The following is a 21,068-nucleotide window of genomic DNA, read 5'->3' as shown; positions in this document are numbered from 1 at the left end:
CCCCCATGCCGCGCCGGCGCGCCCGGAAACGCCGGCCTATGCGCTGAACTGGGAGTTGTAGAGCTCCGCGTACGCCCCGCCGCGCGCGAGCAGCTCGTCGTGGGTCCCGCGCTCGAGGATCCGCCCGTCGCGCATGTACAGGATGCAGTCCGCGTTGCGGATCGTCGAGAGGCGGTGCGCCACCACGAAGCTCGTCCTCCCTTCCATGAGCTCGTCGAACGCCGCCTGGACCTGCAGCTCGGTACGCGTGTCGATGCTCGAGGTCGCCTCGTCCAGCAGCAGGATCGCCGGGTCGGTGAGCATCACGCGCGCGATGCAGAGCAGCTGCTTCTGGCCCGCGGAGAACGATCCGCCATCCTCGCCGATCACCGTGTCGTACCCGTCCGGGAGCGCCGCTATGAACGCGTCCGCGTGCGCCCGCCGCGCCGCGTCGACCACCTGCTCGCGCGTCGCATCCGGGCGGCCGTAGGCGATGTTGTCGTGCACCGTCCCCTCGAACAGCCACGTGTCCTGCAGCACCATGCCGAACGACCGCCTCAGACTGGCGCGCGCGATGCGCTGGGTGTCGATGCCGTCGACGCTGATCGTTCCCGCGTCCACATCGTAGAAGCGCAGCAGCAGGTTGATCAGGGTCGTCTTGCCGCAGCCGGTCGGCCCCACCAGGGCGAAGCGCATGCCGGCGCGCGCGTCCACGCAGATGTCGCGCAGCAGCGGCCGGTCCTCCACATAGCTGAAGTCGACGTGCTCCAGACAGACCTCGCCGCGCGGGCGCCCGAGCTCGACCGCGTCCTCGGCGTCCGGCTCCTCCTCGTCCGCGTCGAGCAGCGCGAACAGGCGCCGGGCGGACGCGTAGGCGGTCTGGATCTGCATGATGACGCTCGTCACCTCGTTGAAGGGCTTGGTGTACTGGTTGGCGTACGACAGGAAGGTCTGCACCTCGCCGACCGTGAGCGGCGCGGGGACGCCCGTGATGACGCCCAGGCAGCCGATCACGGCCACCACGCCGTAGATCAGGTTGTTGATGAAGCGCGTCCCGGGGTTGGACAGCGAGCTCAAAAACTGCGCCCGCTCGCCCGCCGTGTAGAGCGCCGCATTGATGGCGTCGAAGCCCTCCTGCGCCCTGCCGCCGTAGGCGAACGCGTCGACGAGGCGCTGGTTGCCGACGTACTCCTCGATATAGCCGCCGAGCTGCCCCTGAATGCGCTGCTGGTCGGTGAAGCTCCGGTTGGAGAAGCGCGCGATGAGCGCGGCGGCGGCCACGGACAGCGGCGTCACGAGCACCACGACGACCGCCATGGGCGCCGAGATGCTCAGCATGAACACGAGGGTCCCCACGATCGTCACCACGCCGGTGAACAGCTGGGTGAAGCCCTGGAGCAGGCCGTCGCCCACCTGGTCGACGTCGTTGACCACGCGCGAGATCAGGTCGCCGTGCGGATGGGCGTCGATGAAGGACAGCGGCATCCGGTCGAGCTTCCCGTACGCCTGGATCCGCATGTCGCGGACGGTCTCGTAGCTCAGCCGGTTCACGCAGTACCCCTGCAGCCATTGGAAGGCGGACGCGCCGGCGACGGTGAGCGCGAGCAGGCGGACGAGCGGCGCGAGGGCGGCGAAGTCCACCCGGCCGGCGCCGATGATGAGGTCGATGCCCCGGCCGATGAGGATGGGCGTGTAGAGCTGCAGGACGACCGAGACGGCGGCCGAGATGAACGAGACGGAGAAGGACACGGCGTGGGGCCTCACGTAGGAGAGCAGGCGCCGCGTGACCGCGGCGGTGGAGAGGCGCTCGCCGCCGATGCGGTCGCGCGGGGCTCCGGGGCCGCCCTCGCCGTTCAGGTTGTCGTTGCCGGAGACGCTTGCCGTGACCGTGGAGACCGATCCGGCGGAGGCATACGGGTTCATCGGGCACCGCCCTTCGCATCGATCGGGCCACGGGCGCCCTCGGCACCCGCATCGGGACGGGACGCGCCCGCGGGGGGCTCGGGACCGGGAGGGGTCGCCGGCGCCTCCCCCGCCGCGACGGCGCCGCCGAGCTCCTCGCGGCGGAGCTGGGACAGGCAGATCTCGCGGTAGAGGGGGCACTCCGCCAGCAGCTCGTCATGGGTGCCGAGCCCCGCCACGCTGCCATGGGACATCACGCAGATCAGGTCGGCGTCGCGCACGGACGAGACGCGCTGGCTGACGATGACCGTGGTGAGCGGGAGCCCCGACCCCGCCCCATCGGCCGCCTCACCCGATCGCGCACGGATCGCGTGGCGCAGCGCCGCATCGGTCTTGAAGTCGAGCGCCGAGGCCGAGTCGTCCAGGATGAGCAGAAGCGGGTCGCCCACGAGCGCCCGGGCGATGGTCAGGCGCTGGCGCTGGCCGCCGGAGAAGTTCCTGCCGCCCGCCTCGACGGGGGCGTCGAGGCCCCGGGGCAGCTTGCGGACGAACTCGGCCGCCTGGGCCATCTCGAGCGCCGCCCACAGCTCGCCGTCGAGCGCCTCGTCATCGCGCCAGCACAGGTTCGTGCGAATGGTGCCCGAGACGAGCGCGGCCCGCTGCGGGACGATGCCCACCACGCGGCGGAGCTGGGAGAGCGGCCAGCGCCGCACGTCGGTCCCCATGACCTCGACCGAACCCGACCGGACGTCGTACAGACGGGGGATCAGCGAGACGAGCGTCGACTTGCCCGAGCCCATGCCCCCGATGATGCCGAGCGTCTGCCCGAGCCCTAAGGTCAGGGTCGCGTCGCGCACGGTGTCCACCTCGGAGCCCTCGAACGCGAAGCAGGCGCGGTCGAGGCGCAGCGCCGGGACGGCGCCCGCATCGGAGGGGGCGGGCAGCGCGACCGGGCTGTTGCCCCCGTCGGTGATGCTCGGGGCGCAGTGCAGCACCTCGTTCACGCGGGACGCGCTCGCCCCCGCCTTGGTGAACACCACCACGAGGTTCGCCACGTACACGATGGACAGCAGGGTCTGCGTCATGTAGTTCACGAAGGCCATGACCTCGCCCTGTGTGAGCTCGCCCACCTCGACCTGGATGCCGCCCATCCACAGGATCGCGCACACGCCGAGGTTCATGACGAGGAAGGTCACCGGGTTCAGCACGCTCGACAGCCGCCCCACCGCGATGGCGACGCCTGCCTGCTGCTCAGCGGCCTCGCGGAACCGCGCGCGCTCATGGTCCCCGCGGACGAAGGCGCGGATCACGCGCACGCCCGACAGGCCCTCGCGCGTGATGAGCCCGATGCGGTCGAGCTTGGCCTGCATCTGCTTGAAGTACGGCACGCACCTCGCCATGACCAGCCAGAAGACCAGGCCGATCAGCGGGGTCGACACGAGGAACATCAGGCCGAGCCGCACGTCGATCAGCAGCGCCGCGACCATGGACCCGATCGCGAGGAAGGGCCAGCGGATGAGCTGGCGTACGCCGAGGGCGATGGCGAGCTGGATCTGGTTGACGTCGTTGGTGATGCGCGTGATGAGCGACGGGGTGCCGAAGCGGTCGAGCTCCACGTAGGCGAACTCGTTGATGCGCCGGTAGAGCGCCGCGCGCATGCCCGTGCCCATCCCCTGGGAGGCGAGCGCCGCCATCTTCTGGCAGATGAGGGTGAACCCCATGCCGACCACCGCCATGGCGGCCAGCAGCGCGCCGTACCGCAGGACCGCCGACGGATCGCGCGCGCCCACGCCCTCGTCGATCATCCGCGCGATGACCAGGGGGGTGAGCAGGTCGAAGAACACCTCGAGCAGCTTGCAGGCGGGGCCTATGATGAAATAGCGCCGGTATCCGGCGGAGAAGCGCTTCAGAAGCTCAAGCATCGGCAATCCAAACGATGTCGCGAACGTTCCTATCGCGTTATCATACGCCCGTTGCGAGACCGGTCCCGTAAAGCATCCGTAAACTGGCGGCGCGCTCAACCGGCGCCGCGGGGCGGAACGACGCTCCCCGACGCGAACGGCCGCAGCGGGCGGGGTCGTGCACCGCGGACGGGGCCGAAAAAGAAAGGACACCGGTGCGCTCGATGGATCCGGGTGCCCGTCAGAGGCTCCTTATGGCTGCTTCCTCCCGGACCTGACCAGATTCGGAACATATCGTCACCCGAACCCATCGAGCGCGCTCGGCGCCGTGCCCGATATCATACCCGCTTCCACCGCGCGCGTCGAGGGCGGACGCGAAAACCACGCCAGCCGTGCCCGGAAAGCCCGCGGCGGGGCGGAACCGGTCCGCCGGATACGGACGCCGCGGACGATTCCGGACGATTTCGAATGACACCCCCGGCGTCGCAGGCCGCGGCTCGTGATACGATGGCTGCGCTTCAGCGCGGCGCCGGCAATCGGCGCACCCGATCGTCATCAGGAGGTCTCATGCCCTTCAAAACCAAGAGCCCCATCCCGTTCATCGTCATCTCGGTCATCCTCATCGTCGTCTTCGTCGTCATGTACCTGCTCACGAGCTCGACCGAATGGAGCGGCCACTGGGAGTTCACGTTCTAGGAGGACGACGGACACCGCGTCCGGGCCTCGAGCGGCCGGCACCCCACGCGGGGCGCCGGCCGTTTCCTTTGGCCGTAAACCGCCGCGGGCGCACGGGCGGCGCGGACGCTCCGCACCGATGCGGCGGGAAGGACGGGGTGCACCCGGTGCCGGGGGGGCCGGGTGCGGGCGAGCGCCCGATAGGGCGGGAGACGTGCGGCCCCTACAGCTTGCCGAGCAGGTAGGCGCGTACGACGGCCTCCCCGGCGCAGCGCAGGTTCTCCGCCGCTTCCTCGGGGTCGAGCGCCTCGGCGAGCGCCATGGGGCGCCGGATGATGGGGAGCACGAGGTCGATGCCGGCCCGGTACACCGCATCGAGGTCCTCCGCGCGCGACCCCGCGACCGCGATGACCGGCCTTCCCCGCCGCTTCGCGCGGCGCGCGACGCCCACGGGCGCCTTGCCGCGCGCCGTCTGCCCGTCGATGGCGCCCTCCCCGACGACCACCAGATCCGCATCGTCGAGCGCGGCGTCGAAGCCCACCAGGTCGAGGACCGCATCGGCCCCCGACACCATCTGCGCGCCGAGCGCGAGCAGCGCCGCGCCGAGCCCTCCCGCCGCGCCGGCTCCGGGCACCCCGAGCACCGAGCGGAAGCGCCTCCCGCCGGCCGCCGGCGACGCACCGCCTTCCGCCCCGGCCCCCCGCGCGGCGTCGAGCAGGCGCCCGTAGGCGACCATCCACCCGTCCAGCACGCCGAGGCCGCACGCGCCGTCGGAATCGAGCGCCAGCCCCTTCTGCGGCCCGTAGACCGCGACGGCGCCGCGCGCTCCCACGAGCGGGTTGTCGACATCGGACAGGACCACGAGCAGGCGGCCGGACAGCATCTCGAGCGCCGGGCCGAGGTCTATCGAGCGCAGGTCCGCCAGACCGGCCAGGCCGGGGCCGATCGGCTCCCCCGCCGCATCGAGCAGCCGGGCGCCGAGCGCCTGCAGGAACCCCGCGCCCCCGTCGCTCGTCGCGCTCCCGCCGATCGCGAAGTACACCGTCTCCGCACCGCCCCGGACCGCGTCCGCGAGAAGCTCCCCCACGCCCCGGGTCGAGGCGCGCAGGGCGGCCTCGTGCGTGCGCGGGGAGTATTCGATGCCCGCCGCCTCCGCCATCTCGATGACGGCGATCGGCCCGTCCGGACCGTCCGCGCGGACGTAGCGGGCGCGGACGGGCTCGCCGAGCGGACCCGCGACCTCGAGGGTGCGCGACACGCCCCCCAGCGCCGCCGAGACGGCGTCGAGGGCGCCCTCTCCCCCGTCCGCGACGGGCAGGCACCTCACCTCCGCGCCCGGGCATGCGTGCAGGATGCCCCGGGAGATGTGGCGCTCGGCCTCGGGGCTCGACAGGGAGTCCTTGAAGGAGTCCACGGCCAGCAGGACCCGCGGGGCGGGAGCCGGGCCGGAGGCGGGAGAGGGGCGATGCAAGGCGGCGGGGGCGCTCGGCTCGACGGCGGGCGTCTCCGAGGCGCCGTCCCTGCGCGCGGCGCGCAGGGATCCGAAGAACTCCCTGAGCTGGGCCGCGCACTCCTCCTCCAGCACGCCGGAGCGCACCGCGAACGCATGGTTGAGCCTGCTGTCGCAGCTCAGGTCGTACAGGGTCCCGACCGCCCCGCCCTTGGGGTCGCGCGCGCCGTACACGCAGCGGTCGACACGGGCGTTGACCATGAGCCCGGCGCACATGGGGCACGGTTCGAGCGTGACGTAGACGGTACATCCGGTGAGGCGCCAGCGACCGAGGGCGCGGGCGGCGGCGAGCATGGCGGAGAACTCGGCGTGCGCCGAGGGGTCCTCGTCGTGCTCGCGCAGGTTGTGGGCGCGGGCGATGACCTGCCCGTCGTACACGACCACCGCGCCGATCGGCACCTCGCCCAGCTCGGCGGCGCGGGCGGCCTCGGCCAGCGCCTCGCGCATGAAGCGCTCGTCGGTCCCGCAAGTATCCACGTCGTCCTCCCACCTTCTCACGCCATCGGGTTCGATGCTATCATTACCAGTCACGGAGAGATGGCAGAGCGGTTGAATGCGGCGGTCTTGAAAACCGTTGAGCGCGCGAGCGTTCCGAGGGTTCGAATCCCTCTCTCTCCGCCAGCCATCCCTATCAACAAGGTAATCCTCCGAGGCCCGGAGCCCCTCTCAGCCGAGGGCGAGAGGGATTCGAACCCGCAGGGCGCGGAGCTGCGCAAAGCGCGTGAGCGTCTTTGCCAGCGCAGCGCGCGAGGGCGGCGGAGCCGCCCGAAGCGGGAGCCGGGCGCAGCCCGGCGGATATCCCTCAGCCTCATCCCCCCGTCCCCTCTCTCTCCGCCAGTTTCCCTGTCAACAAGGTAATCCTCCGAGGCCCGGAGCCCCTCTCAGCCGAGGGCGAGAGGGATTCGAACCCGCAGGGCGCGGAGCTGCGCAAAGCGCGTGAGCGTCTTTGCCAGCGCAGCGCGCGAGGGCGGCCCGCAGGGGCGCCCGAGGCGCGACCGGCGCGCGGAGCGCCGCCGGTCGACGCCACCCACCGGTCCCGCTCCGTGTACACTAGGCACCGTGTCCGACCGAACCGAAAGGGACCGCATGCCCGCCCTGCTCTCCATAGCCGTGCCCGCCATCGGGGCCATCAACGCAAGCGCCGCCGGGGCGGGGGCCATGGTGGCCGTCCCCATCGGCTTCGAGATGCTCGCCATCGTCGTCTCGTCGATCAGCGGCGCGCTCACCGCCCGCGAGAAGCGGCTCGATCTCGTGGGCGCCATCGCGCTCGCGGTACTCTGCAGCCTGGGCGGAGGCCTCATCCGCGATGTGATCCTGCAGGTGGGCAGCGTCTACTTCATCAGCCAGCCGCTCGCTCTCCCCGCCTCCATGATCACGGCCGCGGTCGTGTTCGTCATCCCCTCGTTCGTGGAGCGGCAGGACCGCCTCATCGCCGTCCTCGACATCTTCGCCGTGGGCCTGTTCGCCGCGACGGGCGCCGACAAGGCCTACGCCTACGGCTTCGAGCCGATCATCTGCGTGATGATGGGCTTCTTCACGGCGGTCGGTGGCGGCATGCTGCGCGACATCTGCCTCGGGCAGACGCCCGCCATCTTCCAGCGCAGCAACTTCTACGCGGTCGCCGCCGTCGGCGGGGCCATCGCCTACGTGGTCCTCGCGAGCTCCGGCGTCTCCCATGTCATCTCGCTGATCGTATGCGTCGCGGTCACGATGATCCTGCGCTACCTGTCGCTGCACTTCGATATCAAGAGCCCCACCGATGTGGAGATCGCCGAGGTCATCCATAAGTCGCGCCGGCAGGTCCGCAACGCCGCCGCGCACTCGATCACCACCACGCGCTCCGCGGACGAGCTCGAGAGCCGGCGCGAGCGCGTCCAAGCCGACATCGAGTCGCGCCGCCGCGACGAGCGCAAGCGCGAGGCGCTCGACCGCCTCAAGCGGCATCGCCGCCAACGCAGCAAGCGGCGGCCCGGCCTGTAGCCGTCCCCGACACCGGGAACCCGCCTGCGGCGCCTCCCGCGCAGCCCGACCGCGCGGCGCGATATGACGAGGGACCCGCCCCCGACGACCGGGAACGGGCCCCTCGCGCAGCTTCCCGTCGGCGAAGACCGACGCGGAGGCGGATCCTACTTGCCGCTCATCGCGCACGCCGCCGCCTTCTTGCGGTCGGTGGCGTTCAGCAGGCGCTTGCGCAGGCGGATGTTCTTCGGCGTGATCTCCACCAGCTCGTCGTCGGCGATGTACTCGAGCGCCTCCTCCAGCGAGAAGGTGCGGGGCGGCACGAGCTGGACGGCGATATCGGCGGTGGAGGAGCGCTGGTTGCCGAGGTTCTTGGTGCGCGCGATGTTGACCACCATGTCGCCGGGCTTGGAGCGCTCGCCCACGATCATGCCCTCGTAGCACTCGGTGCCGGGCTCCACGAACAGCTGGCCGCGCTCCTGCAGCGTGCCGAGCGCGTAGGCGACGGCCTTCTCGGTCGTCATGGAGATCATGGCGCCGTTGTTGCGGTTGCCGATCTCGCCCGCATACGGGCCGTACTCGAGGAAGGTGTGGTAGAACACGCCCTCGCCGTGCGTGACGTTCATGACGCGGTTCTTGAGACCCATGATGCCGCGGGTGGGGATGCGGAACTCGATATGGGTGACCGTCTTGCCGGCCTGCATGTTCGTCATCGTGCCGCCGGCGTTGCCGAAGACCTCGATGACCTTGCCGGCGTACTCGTCCGGGCACTCCACGACGGCCTGCTCGACCGGCTCCATGCGGTTGCCGTCCTCATCCTTCTTGAACAGGACGCGCGGGCGGCCGACCTGGAACTCGAAGCCCTCGCGGCGCATCGTCTCCATGAGGACGGACAGGTGCAGGATGCCGCGGCCCGAGACCTCGACGCCGCTCTTGTCCGGCAGCTCCTCGATGCGCATGGTCACGTTGTTCTCGCGCTCGTTGAACAGGCGCTCCTTGAGCTGGCGTGCGCCCACGATGTCGCCGTCGCGCCCCACCAGCGGGGAGGTCGAGGCCTCGAACACGATGGACAGCGTCGGCGGGTCGATCTCGATGGGGTCGAGCTCGACGGGGTTCGCCGGGTCGGTGTAGACGTCGCCGATGTCGGTGGAGTCGACGCCCACCACGGCGCCGATGTCGCCGGCGGACACCTCGGAGCACTCGGTGCGGCCCAGGTAGTCGAAGGTGAAGAGCTGCTTGACGGTGGCCGTGGCGCGCTCGCCGTCGTTCTTCACGACGAGGATCTGGTCGCCGGTGCGGATCGTGCCGGAGTACACGCGGCCGATGCCGATGCGCCCCACGTAGCTGGAGTGGTCGACGGTCACGCACTGCATGGCCAGCGGGCCGTCAACGTCGACGTCGGGGGCGGGCATGTCGTCGAGGATCATGTCGAGCAGCGGGTACATGTCCATGTTGCCGTCGTCCGGGTCCAGGCGCGCGAAGCCGTTCATCGCGCTCGCGTACACCACGTGCTCCATGGCGAACTCGAGCTGCTCGTCGGAGGCGCCCAGATCGGCCATGAGGTCGAGGCAGTCGTTGTAGGCCTTCTCCGGGTCGGCGCCGGGGCGGTCGATCTTGTTGATGACGATCATGACGCGCAGCCCGCAGTCGATGGCGTGGCGCAGGACGAAGCGCGTCTGGGGCATGGGGCCCTCGAAGGCGTCGACGAGCAGCAGCGCGCCGTCGGCCATGCGCAGCACGCGCTCGACCTCGCCGCCGAAGTCGGCGTGGCCCGGCGTGTCGATGACGTTGATCTTCACGCCCTTGTACTCGATGGAGATGTTCTTGGCGAGGATGGTGATGCCGCGCTCGCGCTCCTGGTCGTTGGAGTCGAGCACGCGCTCCTCGACCTGCTGGTTGGCACGGAAGGCGTCCGTGGCGCGCAGCAGCTTGTCGACCAGCGTGGTCTTGCCGTGGTCGACGTGGGCGATGATGGCGATGTCCCTCAGGTTCTCAACGCGCATGTGGTTATCCCTTACCCCTCGTAAGCGACGTGGAAGCATGCCAGGGCCAATCGGCGGGCATGCCGATATTCTCGGTGACCGGTTTCAAACGACGTATATAGTAAACGACCTCAGAGAAGCGGGGGCTCCTCACCTGCAGGTTCAGGGTCGCTCCACATAAATGCGTCCCCTTCGCCCATGCCGTCGAACAGGACGTACGCGGAGTAGCCGCACGGCAGGCCCCGCTCGAAGAAGCTCACGAGGACGGCGTTGCGGTAGCCCTCGTCGCCCAGGTCGACGCAGCCCGTGCACGCGAGCGCGTAGCGGACCAGGGCGCCGACGCCGTCTTCGGGCACGCCCGTGCCCGCATGCTGCGTGACGAAGGCCTGGGCGGCCGCGAGGCAGGCCTCCTCGCCGTCGTCGGAGAACGCGACCTGGCTGCGGGAGCCCGCGGCGTCCTCGACGCACACCACGACCCCGGGGTCGTCGCCCTCGGCGAGCGAGTCGAGGAACAGGCCGATGAGGTCGCAGGTCATCTCGTCGAGCTCCGGCGACACGGCTCCCTCGTTGCGCTGGGTATCTGGCATCGGTGGTTCCTCTCTGGGCCCTGCGGGACGGGCGGTCGATGGCGGCGCAAGCCGAAATCCCGTACATTCTACCGCGAGCCCGCAGGTCCGTGGTCCGCACGCGGAAAAGACGGGGGCACGGGGCGCACGGACCCGCCAGAGCGCCGTCGCGGGCGCGGGACGCGGGGCGGGCGGTTACAGGCCGGCCGCCTCCTCGGCGATCCTGCGGGCCGCGTCACGCGTGCGCAGCAGCTCCACCGAGCGCTTCTTGAGCGCGTCGACCTGGCTCGACAGGATCACGGCGTCGACGACGCCCCACAGGACGAGCATCGACGAGATGGAGAACGCGAGCATGCCGAGCGTGCCGCGCATCCTCATCGTCACGAGGGAGACGAGGGCCGCCACCGCGGCCATTCCGAGCATGGCGCGACGCCGTTCGCGCATCGTGCGCAGCTGCGCGACGACGGAGAGGCGCGCGGTCTCCGCCGCGTTCGCGCGGGCGCGCGCCTCGAAGGCGATCGCCTCCGGCGAGCCGGCGGCGTACCCGGAGGACGCCGCGCGGCCCGAGCCCCTGCGGGCGCCCGAAGAGGGGCGCGCGCCCTTCAGCAGCACGTCGCGCGCCTCGTTGATGGCGCGCATCTGCTGCTCGGCCCGCTCGCGCAGGCGCTTGTTCGAGCCGAACTTGTCGGGGTGGAGCATCTGGGCGAGCTCCCGGTACACCAGGCGCACCTCGTCGCGCGTCGCCCCGGACTTGAGCCCGAGCACGCTCAGCGCCTCGTCGCGCGTCATGCGTCATCCTCCTCCAGCGCACCGCGTCCCCATCGAATATAAGAAGGGCCCCGTCGCCGAGGCCCTCTCGTACCTGTGGTGGGCCGTTAGGGGTTCGCGTCCGCCTGCGGCGTCCGCGCGCTCCGGGCGGCTCCCGCCGCCCTCGCGCGCTCGCTGGCGAACGCTCGCGCGTTCGCTCAGCCTCGCGACCTCATCGGTTCGAACCCCGCACGGAGCCCGGAACCAAAAGGGCCCCGTCGCCGAGGCCCTCTCGTACCTGTGGTGGGCCGTTAGGGGTTCGCGTCCGCCTGCGGCGTCCGCGCGCTCCGGGCGGCTCCCGCCGCCCTCGCGCGCTCGCTGGCGAACGCTCGCGCGTTCGCTCAGCCTCGCGACCTCATCGGTTCGAACCCCGCACGGAGCCCGGAACCAAAAGGGCCCCGTCGCCGAGGCCCTCTCGTACCTGTGGTGGGCCGTTAGGGGTTCGCGTCCGCCTGCGGCGTCCGCGCGCTCCGGGCGGCTCCCGCCGCCCTCGCGCGCTCGCTGGCGAACGCTCGCGCGTTCGCTCAGCCTCGCGACCTCATCGGTTCGAACCCCGCACGGAGCCCGGAACCAAAAGGGCCCCGTCGCCGAGGCCCTCTCGTACCTGTGGTGGGCCGTTAGGGGTTCGCGTCCGCCTGCGGCGTCCGCGCGCTCCGGGCGGCTCCCGCCGCCCTCGCGCGCTCGCTGGCGAACGCTCGCGCGTTCGCTCAGCCTCGCGACCTCATCGGTTCGAACCCCGCACGGAGCCCGGAACCAAAAGGGCCCCGTCGCCGAGGCCCTCTCGTACCTGTGGTGGGCCGTTAGGGGTTCGAACCCTAGACCTTGGGATTAAAAGTCCCCTGCTCTGCCAGCTGAGCTAACGGCCCGCGTGTGGCATTGTACCACGGGGGTGCCGTGCCGGCGCGGCGTTTCGGGGACTCTGCGGCGGCACCGCTACTCCCAGCTCCACTGCCCGTTCACGAACACCGGGACCTCGGTGCCGTCCTCGCAGATGCCCGTGACGTCCAGGTCGTCGGTGCCGATCATGAAGTCGACGTGCGTGCTCGAGGTGTTGACCCCGTGCTCGCGCAGCTGCTCGGGGGTCATGTCGTACCCGCCTTCGTAGCACTCCGCGAACCCGATCCCGAGCGCCAGGTGGCAGCTCGCGTTCTCGTCGTACAGCGTGTCGAAGAACAGCGTCTCGCTCTCGCGGATGGGCGTGTTCTTGGAGATCAGCGCCACCTCGCCCAGACGCCGCGCGCCCTCGTCCGTATCGAGGATGCTCGTGAGCGTGTCCTTGCCGACCACGGCATCGTAGTCGACCACGCGGCCCCCTTCGAAGCGCAGCCAGAAGCCGTCCACCTTGTTGCCGTGGTGGATGAGCGGCAGGGCCGAGTGGACGATGCCGTCGGCGCGCTCGCAGTCCGGGGAGGTGAAGACCTCCTCGGTGGGGATGTTGGGGAAGAACGGGTGCCCGTCGGGGGTCTCCCCGCAGCCGCCGGCCCACAGGTGCCGGTCCGTGAGCCCCACCGTGAGGTCGGTGCCGTTGTCGGCGGTGTAGCGCAGCGCGGTGAAATGGCGCTCGTTCAGGAAGCGGAGGTTCTTCTCGAAGGTCGCGTTGTGCAGCTCCCAATCGCTCTCGGGATCGGCGCCGTCGGCGCGCGCGGCGGAGAGGATGGCGCACCACAGCCGGTACACCGCGGCCTCCTCGGGGATGCCCGGGAGGACGTGGGTCGCCCAGGCCGCGACCGGGGCCCCCGCGATGCACCAGGGGTTGATGTTGAAGTCCAGGCCGCGGCGGAACGCCCGGCACTGGGTGTTGCGCGCCTTGGAGGCGGCGGCGGGCTTGGCGGGGTCGATGCCCTTGAGGGCCTCGGGGTCCGCCCCCTCGACAAACACGAAGCACGCCCCGTCCTCCGCGAGGGAGTCGAGCTGCACGCGCTGCCATTCCGGCGTCGTCTCGAAGAACGAGGTCTCCACGTTCTCGTAGGTGAGCCGCGTCACCTCGTCATCGCTCCAGATCACCGTCACATGGCCCGCGCCGGCCTCGTACCCGTGGCGCACCAGCTTGCGGACGAAGTCGGCGGTCTCCACCGGGGCGAGGACCACGACCTCCTGCCCGGGCTTCACGTTGACGCCCGTGCGGATCACGAGCTTGGCGTACCGGTCGATCTTGGGCTCGAGTGCCCGGATGCCCGCGCGGGCGTCCTCGGCGGTGAGCTCGGCTTTGATCATATGCGTCTCCCTGCTTGCTCAGGCGCGGGAACCCGCGCTCAACGATACGGGGTGCGCCGCTGCGTGGCGACGCACCCCGTCTCACTCATATCCGGCCCGCCTCCCGACGGGTCGCGAGCGTCGTCGCATGTCGCGGCGTCACTTGCCGTCTCTACCGTCCTTGGCGGCCTTGCGCTTGCCGCGCTTCTCCTTGTCCTTGGCCGCGACGGCCTCGAGCAGCGCGATCTGCTTGGACTCGGACATGCCCTCGGCGCGACGGCGGGCGTCGTTGCGGATCGGGCGGATCCGGGCGAGGTCGTAGATGAACGACCCGATGATCGCCGCGTAGGCGACGACCAGGCCCGCGATCTGGGCGATCTGGACGGTGCCGTCGGTCCCTGCCGGGAACATCGTCATCATGATCCAGACGATGACGGTGGCCACGACGCCCACGGCGAGCAGCCCCCAGAACACGCGACGGCGCGACTTGTACTCGGGCTCGTCGCGGAGCAGCTCGTTGGACACGGCGTACGCGCGGTCCTCGCGCAGGCGCTGCTCGCGTTTGCGGGCGCGCTTCTCCTCCTTGGAGAGGCCGACCAGCGATTCTCCGCGCTCGGCCTGCTTGCGCTTCGCCCGGGACGATGCGGGCTCCACGCGCACCGAGGAGGCGGCGGCGCGGGCGGGCTTCGCGGAGCCGGCGGACTTGCGGGTGAACCCGGAGATCTCGCCGGCCTGCTGGGCCTGGGTCCGCTTGTTCATGGGGTTGCGGGTGCTCACTTACTCGTTCTCCTTCATGGACGCGAACTCGGTGCCCGTGACCAGCTCGAAGGCCTCGCGGTAGCGAGCGGAGGTCCCCTCGATCACCTCGGCGGGCAGATGCGGGGGCTCACCGGTCATATCCCAGTTGGCGGTGAGCCAGTCGCGGACGTACTGCTTGTCGTAGCTGCCCTGGACCTTGCCCTCCTCATAGGAGTCGGCGGGCCAGAAGCGACTGGAATCGGGGGTCAGGCACTCGTCGATCAGGGTGACCTTGCCGTCGATCATGCCGAACTCGAACTTGGTGTCGGCGATGATGATCCCCCGGGTGGCCGCGTAGTCGGCCGCCGCGGTGTAGATCTTGAGGGAGAGGTCGCGCAGCTGCGTCGCCACCTCGGTGCCCACGATGTCGCAGCAGCGCTCGAACGAGATGTTCTCGTCGTGGTCGCCGATGGCTGCCTTGGTGGACGGGGTGAACAGCGGCTCGGGGAGCTTGGAGGCCTCCGTCAGGCCGGCGGGCAGCTTGATGCCGCACACGGTGCCGTCCGCGTCGTAGGTCTTCTTGCCGGAACCGGTGAGGTACCCGCGCACGATGCACTCGACCATGATGGGCTCGGCCTTCTTGACGAGCATCGAGCGACCGGCCAGGTAGTCGCGGTACTGCGCGAACTCCTCGGGGAAATCGGCGGTATCGATCGAGACCATGTGGTTGGGAACGATATCGGCGAACTTATCGAACCAGAACGCGGAGATGCGGTTCAGCACCTCGCCCTTGAAGGGGATCTCGTCCGGGAGGATGAAATCGTAGGCCGAGATGCGGTCGGTGGCAACCATGAGCAGGTTGTCTCCGGCATCGTAGATGTCGCGGACCTTGCCGCGCGAATCCGGACGGCGCTCCATCTGGGACACGTTGGTCAACTCCTTACTATGTCTGCGGATCTCCGCGCCGGCGGCTCAGCCGACACGGGGCGGCCGTCACGCGGAGCGGCAGCGGGCGCGGGGCCCCTCCTTGACCGGTGACGACAAGCCGAACGAAACGCCGGCGGCGTCCCCGTCGGGCCGCGGCGCCTGAGACGCGGCGGCGCCCTACGGGAGCGGGACGGCGTTTCCTGGGGAGTGCAGGGGCGGGCGCGACTCGCACCCCGCGGCAGGTGCCCCGAGGACGCGAGGGCGGCGGGCCTTCCGCCTCCCTAGTGCTTCATTGTAGATGAAGGCGCTTCGGGTGCGTGCTCGCGGGGGAGATGAATCGTAAAAGTCGTACCCTTTCCAAGTTCGGACTCCACGGAGATGAACCCGTGATGCCGCTCGATGATCTGCTTGGTGACGGCGAGGCCCACGCCCAGACCGCCCGCCTCGCGCGCCCGGCTGGCGTCCGCGCGCCAGAAGCGGCCGAAGATGCGCGACAGGTCCTCCTTGGCGATGCCGATGCCCGTGTCGGCGACGGAGATCAGCACGTGCTTGCGGTCGAGCCCGACCGAGACCACGACCCAGCCGCCCTCCGGCGTGTAGCGCATGGCGTTGCTCATGATGTTGATGACCGCCTGCGTGACCATGTCCGCATCGACCTCGATGGTGGCCGAGCGGCCGCCGGTCTCGTCGGCGAACCGAAGTCGCAGGTCGCGCACTATGAACAGCTGCTCCTGCGAGTTCACGATGTTGCGGGCGAGCGACACCAGGTCGACCGGCTCGAGGTTGAGCGGAGCGGTGCGGTTCTCCATGCGGGAGAGGTCGAGCATCTGCTGGACGAGGCGCGCCAGGCGCCGGGTCTCGGAGGCGACCGTCTCCAGATGCTCCGCGTCGGTGGGGTACACGCCGTCCTGCATGGCCTCCACCGTGGCGAGCATGGCCATGAGCGGGGTGCGCAGCTCGTGGGCGACGTCGGAGGTGAGGCGGCGCTCGTGCTTGAGGTCCTTCTCCAGGGAGGTCGCCATCTCGTCGAAGGTCTCGCCGAGCTGGTCGATCTCGTCGTCGCCGCGCAGGTTCGTGCGCGCCGAGAGGTCTCCGTCGCGGATCTGCTTCGCCGTGCCGGTGATGCGCCGGATGGGCTTCACGAGCATGCGGGACACGAACAGGCCGATGAGCAGCGACACCGCGATCGCCACGAAGGCGGCGATGAGCATCGCGTTGAAGGTGTTGTCCCGGAAGGTGGCGTCGGCCTTGGTGAGCAGCACGTCGCTGCCGAGGACCCACAGGCGCACCGACCCGATGACCTCGCCGTCGGTCGTGACGATGCTCTCGGTCACCGCGCCCTCGGCGTCGGTGGGCGCCGTCGACACGAGGCTGTGGGACTGGGCGGGCCAGTCGGAGTCGTCATCGGTCTCCGCCGCGGGCTGCCCGGACTGCTGGGCCTCCTCGGCGGCCTCCTCCTGCTCGCGCAGGCGCTTGAGCTCCGCGGCGACCGGGGCCGCCGGCCAGGTGTCGTCGTACAGGATCGTCCCGTCGGCATCCATCACCTGCAGGCCGATGTCCTCCGAGCCGATGGTCGACTCCGCGAGCGACGCGAGGTCGGACAGGCTCCATTCGCCGCCCGTCTCGTAGATGTTCGCGAGCTTCTGGCTGGTGAGCTGGGCGATCTCGGTGATGTTGGCGCGCGTGTACTCGGAGAAGGCGCCGCTCCACACCACCGACACCACGCACGCCATGATGAGCACGGTCATGAGGGAGGCGAGGGCGAACGACAGCGCCATGCGCGTGCCGTAGCTCATCCCGCCCCGGGAGTCGGAACGAGGCGTGTTCCACTTCGCCCGGGAACCCGCCTCGCCGCCTTCCTGCTTGTTGTTCTGTCCGATGACCAGGTGCGCAGGTACCATTACTTGGAGCTGTCCTCATCCTTTTTGGGCTGCTGCGGCGCCTCGAAGCGGTAGCCCACGCCGTGGACGGTGTAGAGCCACTTGGGGTGCTTGGGGTCGTCCCCCAGCTTGGCGCGCAGGTTCTTGACGTGGCTGTCGATGGTGCGCTCGTACCCCTCGAAGTCGTAGCCGAGGACCTTCTCCACGAGCTCCATGCGGTTGTACACGCGGCCCGGATGGCGCGCGAGGGTGGTGAGCAGCTTGAACTCGGACGCCGTGAGGTCGACCTCCTTGCCCTCCACGAGGATCTTGTGGCCGGAGATATCGATCACGAGGTCGCCGAAGTCGAGCACCTCGACCTGCGGCTCGTCGGTCATATGCGTGCGGCGGAACAGCGCGCGGACGCGGGCGACGAGCTCGCGCGGCGAGAACGGCTTGATGAGGTAGTCGTCCGCGCCGAGCTCGAGGCCGATGATGCGGTCCTCGACCTCGCCCTTCGCGGTGAGCATGATGATGGGCACGTCGGAGGTGTCCCGGATGGCGCGGCAGACGCGCTCGCCCGAGAGCTTGGGTAGCATGAGGTCGAGCACGATGAGGTCGAACTGGTGCTTCTCGAACTCCTCGACGGCGGACTGGCCGTCGCCGACGCCCACGACCCAGTACCCCTCGCGCTCAAGGTAGGCCGCCACGGCGTCGCGGATGGCCTTCTCGTCCTCGACCAGCAGAATCTTCTTTGCGTCCGAAGCCATGTGCGGCCTCCCCTTCTACATACTGGAAACTAACTGTTCATTTTAGCGCACATTACTGCAGGGGTCTGCCTTTCCTGTGCATGCGGCGGCCCACCGGTGGCCGCCGGTTGAAGTACATTATTCCCATCGTGTCAGATTTCTACCGGGAGAGCCCATGGCCTATCGAATCCGCACCGCCGTCCCCGACGACGCACCCCGTATCCTCGCCGTCTACGCCCCGTACGTGACCGGCTCCGTCATCAGCTTCGAGGTCGAGGTCCCCACCGTCGAGGAGTTCCGCCGCCGCATCGAGCGCACGACCGAGCGCTGCGCCTACCTCGTCGCCGTCGACGAGGCCACGGACGAGGTCGCCGGCTACGCCTACAACGGCGCGTTCCGCTCCCGCCCCGCCTACGACTGGGTGTCCGAGACCTCCATCTACCTGGCCCCGGCCCATCAGGGGAGGCACCTCGGCTCGGTGCTGCTCGAGGCCCTCGAGGACCTCATGCGCGCGCAGGGCGTGCGGATGTCCGAGGCGTGCATCACCTCGGACAACGAGGCCTCCATCGCCTTCCACCACGCCCATGGCTACCGGGTGTGCGGCGAGCACACCAACTGCGGGTACAAGCTGGGCCGATGGCTGTCGGTCACCTGGATGGAGAAGCAGCTGCTCCCCTTCGACGCGCATCCCGAACCGCGCCACGCACCGGACCGCGACGCGGTCGACCGCGTCGTCGAGAAGGCGAACGAGCAGCTCGCGGCCCTTTGCGCAGACTGAACCGTCCGCACCGGACCGAACCGCATGGGAGCGGGAGGGCGCCCTACAGGGTGAAGACGCGGGCGGTGACGCTCTCCGGCATGCCCTGCACGTTCTTGACGGCGGCGTAGGTGACGAACTGGTCGCAGGTCCCCTCGCTCGCCGGGTAGTCGCCGTAATCGAGCGACCGGTCCGGGCAGGAGATCACGGAGTAGGTCTGCTCCGCCGTATCGAACAGGTAGTGGGACGAGCGGACCTTGATCAGGTAGCGCGAGTCCTTGCCCGCCGGGCAGGCGGCCGGCTCGCGGCCCACGTACACATAGGGCCCGCCCTCCCGGCCGATGAAGGTGCCCATGTTGCCCAGGCTCCCGCTCCCGTCGTAGCTCGCCTCGATGGCGAACGCGAAGCTGTCCCCCATGTAGACCGCCTCGAAGGGACGGACGCCCGCGGGGAGCACGAGCTGGTCGATCTGGCGGAGGTCCGCGTCGTTCAGGTCGATCGCCGTCATCCCGTAATAGGTGCCCTGGTCCGCGAGCACGCGGGGCGCGATGGTGAGGACGCCGCCGCATACGCGCGGGTGCGTGGCGAAACGGCCCGGCGACTCGTAGATCTGGCGGTTGTCGGAATCCCCCGTCGACCAGCTGTAGCAATGGCTCGGTTCGCTCGTCGACGAGCCGGAGGTGCTCGGCATCTTGAGCCAGTAGACCGTCGAGCCGACCGCGGTGAACATGGTGGGATCCCAATCGGAGTCCCCGCTGTCCAGCTCGACGGGGTCGCCGGTGAGCGATCCGTCGGCGAAGGGAGCCGCCAGCAGGCTCCAGTCCAGGGTGTTGTAGTCGATCTCGACCCACGCGAAGACCCCGGATCCGCAGCGCACGTCGAAGAAATCCCGGTTCCCGCCCCCCGTCGGCGTCGTCACCAGGGTGACGAGGCTGCCCGAGCTGAGCGAGAGCACGCCGATGGTGTTGATCGAGGTCGCGGACTCGGGGGTCATCATGGCGGCCGACCACGCGCCGTCGCTGTGGAACAGCAGCGTGCCGAGCGGCAGGGTCCAGGTGTAGGTGGGCGCTAGCGAGGCGTCTGCGGACGAGTACTCGTCGAGCGCGTCGACGATCTGGGACTCGTCCTCGACGACCTGGGGCTCACCGCTCGTGTCCTGCGTATCCTCGCCCCCGGAGCAGCCGGCGAGCGAGACGGCGGCCGCAGCCGCCGCGGTCGCGGCGGCGCTCCCCGCCACGAACCTGCGGCGGGTTATGCCCTTGCCACCGAACAGCCTCATGCGCCGGCCTTCGCCGCCGCCTCGGTGAGCGCACGGGTGAGCTGGTCGGCGCAGGAGGTCCGACGGGGGCCGCAGGTGTTGCCCTTGAGGGTCGAGACGACCTGCTCGACCGGCATGCCGGCGACCAGCTTGGAGATGGCCTTGAGGTTGCCGTTGCAGCCGCCCTCGAACGAGACGCGCTCGATGGTCCTGCCGTCATCGGTCAGCTCGACGTGGATGGCGCGCGAGCAGACGCCGCGCGGCGTGAAATCGGAAACGATCACCGTTACCCCTCTCCTTGCGATTCATCGCCACTATACTACCCGCACGCAGGGCGCCCGGCGCCTCCCCCACCGCATCTTCAGCAGATGACCCTCCGCGGCGGCGTCCCCGGGCGGGATTCCATGGAGGACGCCGGCTTCAGTGCGGGGCTGCCTCCGCCCCGGCGTCCCCGGGCGGGATGCCGGGCCCGCATGGAACGGCGCGGCCCCGAGCGGCTGCGCGGACGATCGGGGGCCCGGCGCCGTACGGAAAAGGGGCGGCCCCGTAGGACCGCCCCTCGTCGTCGCGCTGTCGGCGACCGCTCGGCCGCCGCGCCCGGGTTGCTACTCGGACGCCTCGAACAGGAACGGCGTCGTCCAGCCGTCGGGCACGGCGCCGGTCTGGCCGTCGCCGAGCTCCTGGACCGTCCAGCCCTCGGGCACGCCGCCCTCGCCCTCCCAGGCACCGACCTGGTGGCAGCCGGCGCAGGTGAAGACGCTCTGGTCGTGCATCAGGTGGCAGGAGTTGCACTGCTGCACGCCGTGGTAGGTGCTGTGCGGGTCGAACGACCAGTCCGCCGTCGAGGACTCGGTCGCACCGGGCATGACGCCCGCGCCGGTGTGGCAGCCGCTCTGCAGGCAGAAGTCGTTGGAGAAGGTGACCTTCTCGAACGGCTGCTCGTAGTCCCCGGCGAGCTGGGCCTGGACCTCGTGCATCGTCTGCGGGAGGGTGGCCTCATGGCAGCCGAGGCACTGGTTGTTGACGGCGGCGCGGTGCTGGTAGGCGAGCGAGTCCGTGTCGTTCACGAAGGAGTCGTAGTACTTGCCCATGGTGCTGTGGCACAGGGTGTCGCAGTACTCCGGGGTCGCGCGCCAGGCCCAGCCGGCCACGCCGAGCACCGTCACCACGACGACGGCCGCGATGACGATGGGCAGGCGCTTGCCCTTCCAGTTCCGCTTCTTCTTGGGAGCCTTCTCGGGGGCCGCGGCCTCCGTGGTCTCCTTGATATCTTCAGCCATGTCTCAATCTCCTCTCGAGACCGCTC

At 69.9% G+C, this 21,068-nt stretch carries 17 protein-coding genes, 2 tRNA genes and 1 other RNA gene; 4 read left to right on the top strand and 16 right to left on the bottom strand.

Annotated features, from left to right (window positions below; translation table 11 throughout):
• Positions 1 to 36: 36 nt before the first annotated feature.
• The 3 genes from PHA29_RS00515 to ffs all read right to left on the bottom strand — a co-directional run bounded on the left by PHA29_RS00515 (position 37) and on the right by ffs (position 4,096).
• Positions 37 to 1,902, bottom strand: a complete 1,866-nt coding sequence (locus PHA29_RS00515) for an ABC transporter ATP-binding protein (protein WP_270847437.1) — start codon at positions 1,900 to 1,902, stop codon at positions 37 to 39.
• Complete coding sequence (locus tag PHA29_RS00510) at positions 1,899 to 3,803, bottom strand: ABC transporter ATP-binding protein (RefSeq protein WP_270847435.1); 1,905 nt, start codon at positions 3,801 to 3,803, stop codon at positions 1,899 to 1,901. Before PHA29_RS00510 ends, PHA29_RS00515 begins: the two co-directional genes overlap by 4 nt.
• 197 nt (positions 3,804 to 4,000) lie before the next feature.
• Positions 4,001 to 4,096: signal recognition particle sRNA small type (gene ffs, locus PHA29_RS00505), an RNA gene on the bottom strand.
• Between the two features lie 253 nt (positions 4,097 to 4,349).
• Here ffs and PHA29_RS00500 point away from each other — a divergent pair.
• A complete protein-coding gene (locus PHA29_RS00500) occupies positions 4,350 to 4,478 on the top strand; it encodes a hypothetical protein (RefSeq protein WP_270847434.1) in 129 nt (42 codons plus the stop codon).
• A gap of 202 nt (positions 4,479 to 4,680) precedes the next feature.
• Here the strand turns inward: PHA29_RS00500 and tadA are convergent, their stop codons facing one another.
• Complete coding sequence (gene tadA, locus PHA29_RS00495) at positions 4,681 to 6,444, bottom strand: tRNA adenosine(34) deaminase TadA (protein ID WP_270847432.1); 1,764 nt, start codon at positions 6,442 to 6,444, stop codon at positions 4,681 to 4,683.
• Between the two features lie 54 nt (positions 6,445 to 6,498).
• On the opposite strand from tadA, the gene PHA29_RS00490 reads away from it, so the two are divergent.
• Together PHA29_RS00490 and PHA29_RS00485 are read left to right on the top strand one after the other, a co-directional pair.
• Positions 6,499 to 6,588 (top strand) — tRNA-Ser (locus tag PHA29_RS00490).
• Between the two features lie 465 nt (positions 6,589 to 7,053).
• Positions 7,054 to 7,947 carry a TRIC cation channel family protein gene (locus PHA29_RS00485; RefSeq protein WP_270847430.1) on the top strand — a complete coding sequence of 298 codons (894 nt, stop codon included), beginning with the start codon at positions 7,054 to 7,056 and terminating at the stop codon, positions 7,945 to 7,947.
• Between the two features lie 146 nt (positions 7,948 to 8,093).
• On the opposite strand, the gene typA is transcribed toward PHA29_RS00485, so the two are convergent.
• The 9 genes from typA to PHA29_RS00440 all read right to left on the bottom strand — a co-directional run bounded on the left by typA (position 8,094) and on the right by PHA29_RS00440 (position 17,768).
• Entirely contained in the window at positions 8,094 to 9,929 is a 1,836-nt protein-coding gene (gene typA / locus PHA29_RS00480) for a translational GTPase TypA (protein WP_270847429.1), read from the bottom strand.
• 110 nt (positions 9,930 to 10,039) lie between these two features.
• The gene (locus PHA29_RS00475) at positions 10,040 to 10,495 is read right to left on the bottom strand and encodes a hypothetical protein (protein ID WP_270573489.1); all 456 of its coding nucleotides are present in this window, start codon (positions 10,493 to 10,495) and stop codon (positions 10,040 to 10,042) included.
• Between the two features lie 174 nt (positions 10,496 to 10,669).
• Positions 10,670 to 11,263 carry a J domain-containing protein gene (locus tag PHA29_RS00470; RefSeq protein ID WP_270847428.1) on the bottom strand — a complete coding sequence of 198 codons (594 nt, stop codon included), beginning with the start codon at positions 11,261 to 11,263 and terminating at the stop codon, positions 10,670 to 10,672.
• 808 nt (positions 11,264 to 12,071) lie between these two features.
• Positions 12,072 to 12,147, bottom strand: a tRNA-Lys gene (locus PHA29_RS00465).
• A gap of 67 nt (positions 12,148 to 12,214) precedes the next feature.
• Positions 12,215 to 13,495, bottom strand: coding sequence for an aminopeptidase (locus PHA29_RS00460; RefSeq protein ID WP_270847426.1), 1,281 nt, complete (start codon positions 13,493 to 13,495; stop codon positions 12,215 to 12,217).
• A gap of 138 nt (positions 13,496 to 13,633) precedes the next feature.
• Entirely contained in the window at positions 13,634 to 14,251 is a 618-nt protein-coding gene (locus tag PHA29_RS00455) for a hypothetical protein (protein WP_270403062.1), read from the bottom strand.
• On the bottom strand, positions 14,252 to 15,130 hold the full coding sequence (locus tag PHA29_RS00450; protein WP_408611995.1) for a phosphoribosylaminoimidazolesuccinocarboxamide synthase: 879 nt from the start codon (positions 15,128 to 15,130) through the stop codon (positions 14,252 to 14,254).
• 290 nt (positions 15,131 to 15,420) lie between these two features.
• Positions 15,421 to 17,040 (bottom strand): sensor histidine kinase, encoded by a 1,620-nt coding sequence (locus PHA29_RS00445; protein ID WP_270847424.1) that lies wholly within the window; start codon positions 17,038 to 17,040, stop codon positions 15,421 to 15,423.
• Positions 17,040 to 17,768: a response regulator transcription factor gene (locus PHA29_RS00440; protein WP_270403057.1), complete on the bottom strand. Its 729-nt coding sequence runs from the start codon at positions 17,766 to 17,768 to the stop codon at positions 17,040 to 17,042. Before PHA29_RS00440 ends, PHA29_RS00445 begins: the two co-directional genes overlap by 1 nt.
• A 154-nt stretch (positions 17,769 to 17,922) precedes the next feature.
• Here PHA29_RS00440 and PHA29_RS00435 point away from each other — a divergent pair, with 154 nt between their 5' ends.
• On the top strand, positions 17,923 to 18,525 hold the full coding sequence (locus PHA29_RS00435; RefSeq protein ID WP_270847423.1) for a GNAT family N-acetyltransferase: 603 nt from the start codon (positions 17,923 to 17,925) through the stop codon (positions 18,523 to 18,525).
• Between the two features lie 43 nt (positions 18,526 to 18,568).
• Here PHA29_RS00435 and PHA29_RS00430 read toward each other — a convergent pair whose 3' ends face one another.
• From PHA29_RS00430 to PHA29_RS00420, 3 genes are all read right to left on the bottom strand, one after another.
• Positions 18,569 to 19,783 carry a hypothetical protein gene (locus PHA29_RS00430; RefSeq protein WP_270403053.1) on the bottom strand — a complete coding sequence of 405 codons (1,215 nt, stop codon included), beginning with the start codon at positions 19,781 to 19,783 and terminating at the stop codon, positions 18,569 to 18,571.
• Positions 19,780 to 20,046 (bottom strand): TIGR03905 family TSCPD domain-containing protein, encoded by a 267-nt coding sequence (locus PHA29_RS00425; RefSeq protein WP_270573499.1) that lies wholly within the window; start codon positions 20,044 to 20,046, stop codon positions 19,780 to 19,782. Before PHA29_RS00425 ends, PHA29_RS00430 begins: the two co-directional genes overlap by 4 nt.
• Before the next feature lie 321 nt (positions 20,047 to 20,367).
• A complete protein-coding gene (locus tag PHA29_RS00420; protein WP_270403049.1) occupies positions 20,368 to 21,042 on the bottom strand; it encodes a cytochrome c3 family protein in 675 nt (224 codons plus the stop codon).
• Positions 21,043 to 21,068: the final 26 nt, after the last annotated feature.

It is taken from the genome of Candidatus Collinsella stercoripullorum, from assembly GCF_027669965.1.
Classification (GTDB): domain Bacteria; phylum Actinomycetota; class Coriobacteriia; order Coriobacteriales; family Coriobacteriaceae; genus Collinsella; species Collinsella stercoripullorum.
The sequence above is the reverse complement of the archived record's forward strand: the minus strand, read 5'-3'. Positions and strand labels throughout refer to the sequence as shown.

Bases quoted from the DNA above. Each gene is read 5' to 3' on its own strand.
- PHA29_RS00515 (WP_270847437.1), bottom strand. From the start codon at position 1,902: ATGAACCCGTATGCCTCCGCCGGATCGGTCTCCACGGTCACGGCAAGC.
- PHA29_RS00510 (WP_270847435.1), bottom strand. From the start codon at position 3,803: ATGCTTGAGCTTCTGAAGCGCTTCTCCGCCGGATACCGGCGCTATTTC.
- PHA29_RS00500 (WP_270847434.1), top strand. From the start codon at position 4,350: ATGCCCTTCAAAACCAAGAGCCCCATCCCGTTCATCGTCATCTCGGTC.
- PHA29_RS00485 (WP_270847430.1), top strand. From the start codon at position 7,054: ATGCCCGCCCTGCTCTCCATAGCCGTGCCCGCCATCGGGGCCATCAAC.
- typA (WP_270847429.1), bottom strand. From the start codon at position 9,929: ATGCGCGTTGAGAACCTGAGGGACATCGCCATCATCGCCCACGTCGAC.
- PHA29_RS00475 (WP_270573489.1), bottom strand. From the start codon at position 10,495: ATGCCAGATACCCAGCGCAACGAGGGAGCCGTGTCGCCGGAGCTCGAC.
- PHA29_RS00470 (WP_270847428.1), bottom strand. From the start codon at position 11,263: ATGACGCGCGACGAGGCGCTGAGCGTGCTCGGGCTCAAGTCCGGGGCG.
- PHA29_RS00460 (WP_270847426.1), bottom strand. From the start codon at position 13,495: ATGATCAAAGCCGAGCTCACCGCCGAGGACGCCCGCGCGGGCATCCGG.
- PHA29_RS00450 (WP_408611995.1), bottom strand. From the start codon at position 15,130: ATGGAGCGCCGTCCGGATTCGCGCGGCAAGGTCCGCGACATCTACGAT.
- PHA29_RS00445 (WP_270847424.1), bottom strand. From the start codon at position 17,040: ATGGTACCTGCGCACCTGGTCATCGGACAGAACAACAAGCAGGAAGGC.
- PHA29_RS00440 (WP_270403057.1), bottom strand. From the start codon at position 17,768: ATGGCTTCGGACGCAAAGAAGATTCTGCTGGTCGAGGACGAGAAGGCC.
- PHA29_RS00435 (WP_270847423.1), top strand. From the start codon at position 17,923: ATGGCCTATCGAATCCGCACCGCCGTCCCCGACGACGCACCCCGTATC.
- PHA29_RS00430 (WP_270403053.1), bottom strand. From the start codon at position 19,783: ATGAGGCTGTTCGGTGGCAAGGGCATAACCCGCCGCAGGTTCGTGGCG.
- PHA29_RS00420 (WP_270403049.1), bottom strand. From the start codon at position 21,042: ATGGCTGAAGATATCAAGGAGACCACGGAGGCCGCGGCCCCCGAGAAG.